General features: G+C 40.5%; 10 protein-coding genes. 7 read left to right on the forward strand and 3 right to left on the reverse strand.

The genetic code is table 11. The features are described 5' to 3' along the window. Nucleotides 1-23: 23 nt before the first annotated feature. Nucleotides 24-725, forward strand: coding sequence for a hypothetical protein (locus tag ACSLUH_RS13870; protein ID WP_448567992.1), 702 nt, complete (start codon nt 24-26; stop codon nt 723-725). 6 nt (nt 726-731) lie between these two features. Here the strand turns inward: ACSLUH_RS13870 and ACSLUH_RS13875 are convergent, their stop codons facing one another. Next, nucleotides 732-1,697 (reverse strand): precorrin-2 dehydrogenase/sirohydrochlorin ferrochelatase family protein, encoded by a 966-nt coding sequence (locus tag ACSLUH_RS13875; RefSeq protein WP_448567994.1) that lies wholly within the window; start codon nt 1,695-1,697, stop codon nt 732-734. Nucleotides 1,698-1,714: 17 nt separating this feature from the next. Further along, nucleotides 1,715-2,500: a substrate-binding periplasmic protein gene (locus ACSLUH_RS13880; RefSeq protein ID WP_448567996.1), complete on the reverse strand. Its 786-nt coding sequence runs from the start codon at nt 2,498-2,500 to the stop codon at nt 1,715-1,717. Between the two features lie 127 nt (nt 2,501-2,627). On the opposite strand from ACSLUH_RS13880, the gene prmA reads away from it, so the two are divergent. The 6 genes from prmA to purD all read left to right on the forward strand — a co-directional run bounded on the left by prmA (nt 2,628) and on the right by purD (nt 9,014). Further along, the gene (prmA, locus tag ACSLUH_RS13885; protein WP_448568018.1) at nt 2,628-3,509 is read left to right on the forward strand and encodes a 50S ribosomal protein L11 methyltransferase; all 882 of its coding nucleotides are present in this window, start codon (nt 2,628-2,630) and stop codon (nt 3,507-3,509) included. A 182-nt stretch (nt 3,510-3,691) separates the two neighbouring features. Continuing rightward, nucleotides 3,692-4,651, forward strand: a complete 960-nt coding sequence (dusB, locus tag ACSLUH_RS13890; RefSeq protein ID WP_448567998.1) for a tRNA dihydrouridine synthase DusB — start codon at nt 3,692-3,694, stop codon at nt 4,649-4,651. 22 nt (nt 4,652-4,673) lie between these two features. Continuing rightward, nucleotides 4,674-4,961: a DNA-binding transcriptional regulator Fis gene (fis, locus tag ACSLUH_RS13895; RefSeq protein ID WP_448568000.1), complete on the forward strand. Its 288-nt coding sequence runs from the start codon at nt 4,674-4,676 to the stop codon at nt 4,959-4,961. A 181-nt stretch (nt 4,962-5,142) separates the two neighbouring features. Next, nucleotides 5,143-6,744 (forward strand): bifunctional phosphoribosylaminoimidazolecarboxamide formyltransferase/IMP cyclohydrolase, encoded by a 1,602-nt coding sequence (purH, locus tag ACSLUH_RS13900; RefSeq protein ID WP_448568002.1) that lies wholly within the window; start codon nt 5,143-5,145, stop codon nt 6,742-6,744. A gap of 162 nt (nt 6,745-6,906) precedes the next feature. Continuing rightward, nucleotides 6,907-7,716, forward strand: a complete 810-nt coding sequence (locus tag ACSLUH_RS13905; protein WP_448568004.1) for a class I SAM-dependent methyltransferase — start codon at nt 6,907-6,909, stop codon at nt 7,714-7,716. Between the two features lie 14 nt (nt 7,717-7,730). Beyond that, the gene (gene purD, locus ACSLUH_RS13910) at nt 7,731-9,014 is read left to right on the forward strand and encodes a phosphoribosylamine--glycine ligase (RefSeq protein ID WP_448568006.1); all 1,284 of its coding nucleotides are present in this window, start codon (nt 7,731-7,733) and stop codon (nt 9,012-9,014) included. A 99-nt stretch (nt 9,015-9,113) separates the two neighbouring features. Here purD and ACSLUH_RS13915 read toward each other — a convergent pair whose 3' ends face one another. Beyond that, on the reverse strand, nt 9,114-9,797 hold the full coding sequence (locus ACSLUH_RS13915; protein ID WP_448568008.1) for a hypothetical protein: 684 nt from the start codon (nt 9,795-9,797) through the stop codon (nt 9,114-9,116). Nucleotides 9,798-10,508 lie beyond the last annotated feature (711 nt).

The raw sequence follows: 10,508 nt of genomic DNA on the forward strand, positions 1-10,508 counted from the left end.
ATGTAAAAATATAGAAAAAAGTTATGAAGAAATATACTGTTTTACTTTGTTTTCTCGCAAGCAACTTTACCTGGGCCGAACAATGCACTTTTAACCCAGATGTTGTGTCAGTAACGTACCAAAAAAAGACAACAGATAAAGAGTTGCAAACGACAGCGATCGAGGATTTTACCCTGGTTCGCCATAATAACTCTGTTGCACATGTTAACTCAGCGCTGGCGCAGATAAATATGTGGCACAAAGTAAAAAATAATAAAGTGATGTTTACGCGTTACTTTTCTGATGTCAAACAGGCGATCGAGTACCAACCAGCTGAAGTTAAAGGGCAGTTTAATTTCACTGACAAATTCCAAATGTTGCCACAAGCATTTATCAAGCAATTGGAACTTGTCGAAGAAAATAAAATTGGTTGTAATACCGAGCAAACATTTCGTTCTCGCAATGGTAAGCAACGTATTGAGTTAGTTTGGCTAAAAGAGCTAAAGCTGCTTAAACGCTTAACCATAGGAAAAGGTAGTAAAGAAACTGTGTGGCGACAGCAGGAATTATTCATAAATGCTGAGCGAGTTACACAGTTTTATAAAGCCTTGGCTGATTATAACGTCACTGATTATGCCGACATTGGTGACAATGAAAATAATCCTGTATTAGCCAAAATGATTTACCAAGGTTTTTCCACCGTTAATTCAGAGCATGTTCAAAGTGAACACAGCCACGAGCACTAAATTTACTTATTGAGCGCAGAGCAGAGATTTATAAGATATCTTGCTCTGCATCAGTGCTGTATTCGGGGGGAGTTCTTCGCAACCGGGCAACAAATAAATAACTTTCTGGCCTTGTTCAGCTAGCTCAATAGCGTGTTGAAAGTTGATCATAATTGATGATGATAATTGCTGTGGAAATTTATCGGCATCTCGACGAATGTATTCGATAAATTCGACATTTACGTCACTATCGTAAAACACGGCATCGGCGAACTGCATTTCACGGTGCGCTTCTAATGTCAGCTTATCAGGATTTCCCGTCATGGTATGAATAAATACAATATCACCAATCGGCGGCTTTTGATTTGTTTTTAGCGCTTCAAACATTGCTTGTTCGGCTTGTTGGAGATCGCCTTGCAACACCTGTTCACCTATGGTGCCTCTTAAAATTTGCTCCCAAAAGCTGCGGCGGTTTCTGACCCCTTTGATTCTCGCTTTAACGTGATCTCGAAATTTATATGAAAACTCTGCAAGCTTGCCGTAGCCAGCAGGTAACATTTTTTCGATTTGCTCTCGTAACATCCGTAACAAAATAGGCGCACTGCCAGAGCTCGACATCGCAATTAGCATTGGCGAGCGATCAATAATAGCAGGGGTGATGTATCGACATAAATGAGGTTGATCAACAATATTGACCAAAATATTTGTGTTTTCGGCTTCTTGAGCTACCGCAGCATTCACTTGGTCATTATCGGTAGCGGCAATAACTAGGTTAAATTGTTCTAGTAACCCTTGTTGGTAGTCATGTGCTAAGTGGGTCAAATTGTTGTCTTTGATTAATCGCATCACACTTTCGTTGCAGTGCTGAGCCATTACCGTGATGTTTGTGGTTGATTTTAACAGTAATTCAATTTTTCGTGCAGCGACGTCTCCGCCACCGATGATCAGCGCATTAATATAGTTTGCATCCAAAAAAATAGGAAAATATTTCATGTTCAAGATAATCTTAATTAGTAAATAGAGTCGATATGCCAGCGCTTCATAACGTTTTGGTAGCTACCATTAGTGGTGATACGGGCAAAAGCTTCTTTGAGTTTATTAACGATTGCTTTATCGGTGGTCAAACTAGCAGCCAAATAAAGGTCGGTATCAAAATCGGGCAGTTGATATACTAGCTTAAGCATATTTTTATCAAGCCCAGTGGCGGTGACTTCGTGTTGCCAAACAACACTATTGGTAAAAACTAAGTCGGTGCGCCCACTGAACAGCATGTGCCATAATACCGGGTATTTACTGGTAACATATAGGTTTTTATCGTGAATAAAACCTTTAGAGAGTAAATAAGTTTCTGCTAAATCATCTCTTACCGAACCAACACTGTAGGTTTTAGCCTCTTCAATAGAATTTACCGAAATATCGGAGCGAGTTTTTAATGCGGCGAAATAAGAATTTATTGTGAATAGGTGGGCAATCCAATGAAACTTATGCTCACGTTCTTCACTTCGCAGCATTGAAAAGATTAAGGTATTAGGCTCATGAAGTGCGAGCGAATAGGAGCGCGCCCAAGGATAAAGCTCAATAGTTGCAGAAATACCAACCTCATCAAGCATTAACTGAACGACATCAATTAGCACGCCAGTAGGTGGTTTTTGACCATTGTCAATTTGAAAAGGTGGAAGATCTTCTGTTAGTACGCGAAGTTTTATATCTTGTCCTTGAGTTGGCAAGCACAGCAAAAGCAGGCAAAAACAAATGACAACAACACGCAACATATTGAGGTGATTTCTTCGATACATAATCAAATAATCATGGCTCGCTATCGGATAAATAGCAATGAATTTTTATCTGAGTGTTGGGAATTGGTATCGACTTGAAGCGAGCAATGGTAAACTTAGGGCATTTTTATCCGTAGAGAATAATTTGATGCCTTGGATACAGCTAAGAATAAGTGCTGATGAAACCACTGCCGAGAAGTATAGTGATTGGTTAACGGCCTGTGGAGCACAAGCCGTAACATTTATTGATGCTAAAGACACACCTATTTATGAACCATTACCAGGTGATGAAGTCATCTATTGGCATAATACTGTCGTGATGGGGTTGTACGATGCAAGTCATGATATGGATGGTGTCCTCAATTATTTAAAATCAATACACCCCGATAAAGAAAATATGAAATACAAGCTCGAGCAGCTTGAAGATAAGGACTGGGAACGCGAGTGGATGGATAACTTCCATCCAATGAAATTTGGTCAGCGCCTTTGGGTTTGTCCAAGCTGGCGTGATGTCCCCGATCCAAACGCTGTCAATATTATGTTAGATCCGGGGTTAGCGTTTGGTACCGGTACCCACCCAACAACTGCACTATGTTTAACTTGGCTAGATGGTCTTGATTTAAAGGGCAAAACCGTGGTTGATTTCGGCTGCGGCTCTGGGATCTTATCACTTGCTGCTTTGAAGCTTGGCGCGGAAAAAGTTATCGGTATTGATATTGACCCACAGGCTTTACAAGCGAGTCGAGAAAATGCTCGTCGCAACCAAGTAGAAGATAGACTTGAATTGTATTTACCAAAAGACCAACCTTCGGTAAAAGCCGATATTGTTGTTGCTAATATATTAGCGGGGCCTCTTCGAGAGCTTGCGCCGGTCATCATCGACTTTGTTAAACCTTCCGGGTTGTTAGCTTTATCGGGAGTATTAGAAAATCAGGCACAAGAGTTACAACTCCAATACGGACAATGGTGCCAAATGGATGATATCTGTGTTCAAGAAGAGTGGGTGAGGTTGTCTGGACAACGTATTTAATAAATAATTTTGTGCAGAATTTATCGATTGTTTGTATAAATTCTGCACACATCAACTGTTTGCAAAATGTCAATATCTAAAACTCGAAAAAAACCTTAATTTGTTCAATTTATATTCTTTTCAATTCAAATAAAAACGCGTAAACTTAGCGCCCTTTTGACGGGTAGCTCAAAAAAGCAGCAATGAAAATAGGTCCATATTCATTATCCAGCAAGACAATGTTGGCACCAATGGCAGGTATTACCGATCAGCCATTTCGCGAACTCTGTTGTCGAATGGGAGCCGGGCTTGCAGTATCAGAAATGGTATTGGCAAATCCCAAGGTATGGAATACCGACAAGTCATTGCATAGGACACGCCATAGTGAGCAAGCTGGAATTTGCTCTGTGCAAATTGCAGGTAGTGATCCACAAGAGTTGGCTTTTGCCGCGAAAGTTAATGTCGATAACGGTGCTCAGATTATCGACATTAATATGGGATGCCCAGCGAAAAAAGTGAATAAAAAGCTAGCAGGTTCAGCTTTATTAAAAGAGCCTGAATTAGTTGAGCAAATAATTAAGTCTGTTGTTAATGCGGTTGATGTGCCAGTAACGTTAAAAATTCGCACGGGTTGGTGTGAAGATACCAAAAACGGTGTCGAAATAGCCAAAATAGCAGAGCACAATGGGATTCAATCACTCGCAGTTCACGGTCGTACTCGTAATGACTTTTATAAAGGTGAAGCTGAGTATGACACGATTCGAGCGATTAAAAAGGCAATAGCTATTCCTGTTGTAGCCAATGGCGATATTACGAGCGCAGAAAAAGCTCAACAAGTACTAAATTATACTGGGGTTGATGCCATTATGATTGGCCGCGGTGCCCAAGGGCAACCTTGGATCTTTCGAGAAATAAATCATTTCTTGGAAACTGGGCAGCATTTGTTGCCGCCATCTCAGGATGAGAAACGCACAATAATTATTGAGCACGTAAAGGAATTACATAAGTTTTATGGTGAGTTTACCGGGCTAAGGTTTGCTCGTAAACACGTATCTTGGTACATGCAATTGCTTGAACCAGATAAAAAGTTTCGTTCTATGTTTAATGCACTCGAGTCAACTGTTGATCAGTTAACCGCATTAAATAGGTATTTTGATAATTAACTAAAGAAAGAGTCTGAACTGTATGTTTGAACAAAATATTTCATCTCCGTTTGTTACCGGTAATTTGCAAGCTCAAGCTGAGTCTTCACCTTTACGCACACAAGCAAAAATCGCAATTAGCAATTATTTATCTCAGTTAAACGGTAATGATGTAGATGATATGTACGACTTAGTACTTTCAGAAATTGAAGCGCCGATGCTTGAAGAAGTCATGAAGTATACTCGCGGTAACCAAACACGTGCCGCTAACTTATTAGGTATCAACCGTGGTACTTTACGTAAGAAGTTAAAAAAATACGGTATGAACTAAATACGCGCAGGTATTGCCTGCATTGAAAAAGCACCCAAGGGTGCTTTTTTACGTAATAAGGCATGATTTGGTCGCTCAGATTAAAAACTTTTATCATCGCTTTATTACATAGGACTGTTAAGCCACGGATAAGTGTCAAAGGCCAGACAACACGATTTAATTTAAAGGTAATTAAAAAGCAATGGATAACCCACGCCCAATCAAACGCGCACTGTTAAGTGTTTCTGATAAAACTGGTATTGTTGAATTCGCCCGTCAATTAGCCCAAAAAGGTGTTGATATCTTATCAACTGGAGGCACCGCTAAACTATTGGCTGAAAATGGCATTAAAGTGACTGAAGTTTCAGATCACACCGGACATCCAGAAATTATGGATGGTCGAGTAAAAACATTACACCCTAAGATTCACGGTGGTATTTTAGCGCGTCGCGGCACTGACGAAGCAGTCATGCAGGAAAATAGCATTGATGCGATTGACATGGTGGTTGTTAACCTTTATCCATTTGCAAATACCGTTGCCAAAGCAGGTTGTACTTTGGAAGATGCGATTGAAAACATCGACATCGGTGGGCCAACAATGGTTAGAGCCGCGGCCAAGAACCACAGAGATGTCACTATTATCGTGAACGCTAAAGATTATGATCGAGTGTTGGCTGAGATGGACCAAAATAATGGCACTTTAACTTACGCAACACGTTTTGATTTAGCGATTGCCGCTTATGAACACACTGCCAGCTATGATGGCATGATTGCTAATTACTTTGGCAAAATGTTAGCTGCACATGGTACGGAAAACTCAACAGTAAACTTTGAACAGCCCAATAAGTTCCCGCGTACAGTGAACAGTCAGTTTATTAAAAAGCAAGATTTGCGTTACGGTGAAAACTCTCATCAAGAAGCAGCGTTTTATATCGAAGCAAACCCTGAAGAAGCATCTGTTGCTACGGCGCATCAATTACAAGGCAAAGAACTTTCATACAATAACATCGCTGACACTGATGCTGCATTAGAGTGTGTTAAAGAGTTTGAAGAACCAGCCTGTGTTATCGTCAAACATGCTAACCCTTGTGGTGTCGCGATTGGTGATAATATCTTAGCTGCGTATGAAGGTGCATATAAAACAGATCCTACGTCTGCATTTGGCGGCATTATTGCGTTTAACCGTGAATTAGATGCTGACACTGCTGAAGCTATTGTTTCTCGTCAATTTGTTGAAGTCATTATTGCCCCACAAATTTCTGAAGCCGCGGCACAAATTGTTGCTGCTAAGCCTAATGTGCGTTTGTTGGAATGTGGTCAGTGGACAACACAAACAACGGGTGTTGATTATAAGCGTGTTAATGGTGGTTTATTAGTTCAAGACCGCGACCAAGGTAAACTGACCGAAGATGATTTAAAAGTTGTTACTAAACGTCAACCTACAGCTGATGAAATGCGCGATCTTAAATTTGTTTGGAAAGTCGCTAAGTTTGTTAAATCTAATGCGATTGTTTACGCAAAAAATAGCGTAACCATTGGCGTTGGTGCCGGTCAAATGAGTCGGGTGTATTCTGCAAAAATAGCCGGTATTAAAGCGGCAGATGAGAACTTGGAAGTCAAAGGCTCAGTAATGGCATCTGATGCATTCTTCCCATTCCGTGATGGATTAGATGCAGCAGCTGAAGCAGGGATTACAGCTGTTATTCAACCAGGTGGCTCAATGCGTGATGACGAAGTCATTGCAGCTGCGGATGAGCATGGCATTGCCATGGTGTTTACTGGCATGCGCCACTTCCGTCATTAATTGACAACGTGATAGGTAGAATTTAGCGATAGGATGATCATCCTATCGCTTTTATCATATCAACCACCTCATAAATATAAAATTAATTGAACTTTCTTTGATACACTACCGTTCTAATAGCGTGAATTCATAACTAACAATAATGTGCTAAAGGAAAATTTAATGAATACTCTAGTTAAATCGTTTGCCTCAATAGTAATCTCATCCGCGTTGTTGACCATGACTCCCCAAGTTAGTGCGTCCGCAACTAAATTAGAACAAGCAATAGCTGGTGAGCACCGTTCAGCTAAAAATAAAGCAAGAGATCAGTATCGCAACCCTAAAGAAACTTTAGAATTCTTTGGTTTCAAGTCAGACATGACGGTAGTAGAAATTACCCCAGGCGGTGGTTGGTATACCGAAATATTAGCTCCTGCGCTTAAAGGAACTGGTAAGTTATACGGTGCGCATTACCCTGACACCGGTGACACGAGTTATTATAGTAAGTCACGTCGTAACTTAGAAAAAAAACTCGCGAGTAGTGAAATCTTCAACGAAGTAATACTCACCGACTTTGACCCTAAAAAGGGTAGTCAATTAGCACCAGCAGAAAGTGCCGACTTAGTATTAACCTTCAGAAACCTCCATAACTGGGGGGAAACTGGCATGCAACAGGTATTTAAAGATGCATACCAAGCGCTGAAAAAAGGTGGCGTATTAGGTGTGGTTGAGCACAGAATGCCGGCATCGCAGGATTGGGAAAAAAATAAAAGTAGCGGTTACGTTCCTCAAGCATTAGCAGTAAAATATGCAGAAGCAGCGGGCTTTACACTTGCAGATACCAGTGAAGTAAATGCGAATGCTAAAGATACCGCCAATCATCCAAAAGGCGTCTGGACTTTGCCACCGCGCCTTGCTTTGGAAGAAAAAGATAAAGAAAAATATTTAGCGATCGGTGAAAGCGATCGTATGACCTTGAAATTTGTGAAATAACTTAGGAAATCGACATGAAGGTATTAGTCATTGGTAGTGGCGGTCGTGAGCACGCACTAGCGTGGAAAGCGGCTCAAGCAGAGCAAGTAGAGAAAGTATTTGTAGCACCGGGTAACGCTGGTACCGCCGCTGAAGATAAACTAGAGAATGTAGCAATTTCAGTAAGTGAAATTGAAGCGTTAGTAGAGTTTGCCAAAACCAATGACATCGGCCTTACCATTGTTGGTCCCGAGCAACCTTTAGTTGATGGTGTTGTCGACGCGTTTGAAGCTCAAGGGCTGATGATATTCGGCCCTAGTGCTAAAGCAGCCCAATTAGAAGGTTCAAAGTCGTTCACCAAAGACTTTTTGGCTCGCCATCATATTCCAACAGCAGCTTATCAAAACTTTACTGATGTCGAGCAAGCGTTAAGCTATATCAGGGAACAAGGCGCACCAATTGTCATTAAGGCTGATGGCCTTGCTGCCGGAAAAGGTGTTATTGTTGCGATGACTTTAGCTGAAGCAGAAGAAGCCGTGAAAGATATGTTAGCGGGTAATGCCTTTGGCGATGCGGGTCATCGTGTAGTGATTGAAGAATTTCTTACTGGTGAAGAAGCAAGTTTTATTGTTATGGTTGATGGTAAAAACGTGCTTCCATTTGCGACAAGTCAAGATCATAAACGTGCTTATGATGGAGACCAAGGTCCAAATACCGGTGGTATGGGGGCATACTCACCTGCACCTGTTGTGACACAAGAAATTCACGATAGAATCATGAATGAAGTTATCTATCCAACTGTTGAAGGAATGGCAAAAGAAGGAGCTCCATATAAAGGCTTTTTATATGCCGGGCTAATGATTGCTGAAGATGGGACGCCAAAGGTGATAGAGTACAACTGTCGCTTCGGAGATCCTGAGACCCAACCAATTATGATGCGCTTGCAATCAAACTTAGTTGAACTATGTCAATTAGCTTGCCAAGGTAAATTGGACATTGCAGAAATAAGCTTTGACCCAAGAGCGGCTGTCGGTGTTGTATTAGCGGCACAGGGGTATCCAGGAAGTTATCCAAAAGGACAAGTCATCGAAGGTTTGTCGTTAAATACTTTATCGGATCGTAAAACTTTCCATGCGGGTACTGCTATGGAAGATGGACAGGTCGTAACTGCTGGTGGGCGTGTATTATGTGCAACGGCTTTAGGGGATAATGTTACTAAAGCCCAGCAAGCCGCTTACGAGTTGCTTAGTCAAATAACATGGCCAGGTGTTGAATATCGTAAAGATATAGCTTATCGAGCTATCGCACGTGAAGCATAGTTATTTTTAACCAGTAAAGCGTTAACCAATAAAAAAACGAGCAGCTTGAGCTGCTCGTTTTTTTATGATGCTTATCGTGGTAAATAAAGATGTATATTATTAATTATCTTTCACTAAAAGTTGTTCGTCTGCGCCACTGGCAACGGCAGCTTCAATAGCAACATTTTTAGCTAGCCCTGCTTCAACCGCACTGTCGACAATTTTATGCGCTTCTCTCATTTCACTGTTATCAACCGCTACTTTTACCACTTCTTCTCCTTGCTCGGGAAATAAAGAGATAGCATCTGTTACCAAAGCGTTTACTTGTCCAGGTAATGCTTTGATAGCACCGGATAAAATATCAAGCATTTTTTCAGGGAAAGAACTAAAGCTATGCTGTATCACTGAGTCTGACATTAGAGATTCGGTATCTAAAGCAACTTTGACAATAGCTTCTGTGTCATTTGGACTGTTTAACAATGCGATATTGACAATCTCTTGGGAATAAGCCGGTTCTTCTTCAATTGCGATTGCGATCAATTCTAGTGGGTCTGCAACATTAGCGTTTAACATGAGTTCCAAAGCTTGGCAGGTCAATACGGGTTCTGCTCTTAAAGCGCCCAAAAGAATTTCTTTGTAGCGATTAGGATACAGATCGAGGGAAACTTCAATGACGGTGTCTACGCTCTCTGGGTAGCGAGACAAAATGGCACTAATGCTTTTTTTCAGCGGTATTTGTTGACTTACTTGTTGTTTGAGTAATTGACTAACTAACTTTTCCTGTTGTTCTTTTATACCATCCATAGCATAACTGCAAATGCTCGTAACAATAAGTAGCAACGTAACGAAAATCTTATTCATTATTGTTGTTCTCACATCAGGTTATCGATGTTGCTTTATTTATTGTTGGTGAAAAATACACCAGCTGTTCAATATAAGTTAAAAAAATAAATTAATCTCCTGTTTATTTGTACATAAGATCGTCAAGGATCCTATCAGTTAGTCTATTTATAAGGCGTATAGTTCAATAAATGAGCGAACGATCGAGTTTATTAAAAAAGATCTTGATCCTTTTTCTCAAATGCCTACAATGCGCATCCGCTTTCAGGGGAAACGTTGAAAGCAGTAAAGTAATGTTTTTAACGCTTTCGTTTTAAAGCAAAGGTTAACAGATTATTTTACGACGTTTTTACCAAGAGATTGAGTGGAAACGGGTTAATGAAACAGTTGAAAACGAGTTAAACTTTTTAAAACTTTTTTCAAAATAAATGTTGACATTAACAATCAGGTGCGTAAAATGCGCATCTCGCTTCGGGCAAGGCCTAAAGCGGAATGAGTTAAACGAATGCGATTTAACTTTTTCTTCAAGCGAATGTGTTTTGAAGAAGTTCTTTAACAAGTAGTTATCATGCAATTTGTGTGGGCACTCACATTGATGTTGGTTTTACCAGCTACTTAGGTAGCAAAAACTAAACTTAATGATGATGACACACAAGACAAAATTTACTTTTTAAG

Source organism: Thalassotalea ganghwensis (assembly GCF_053485795.1).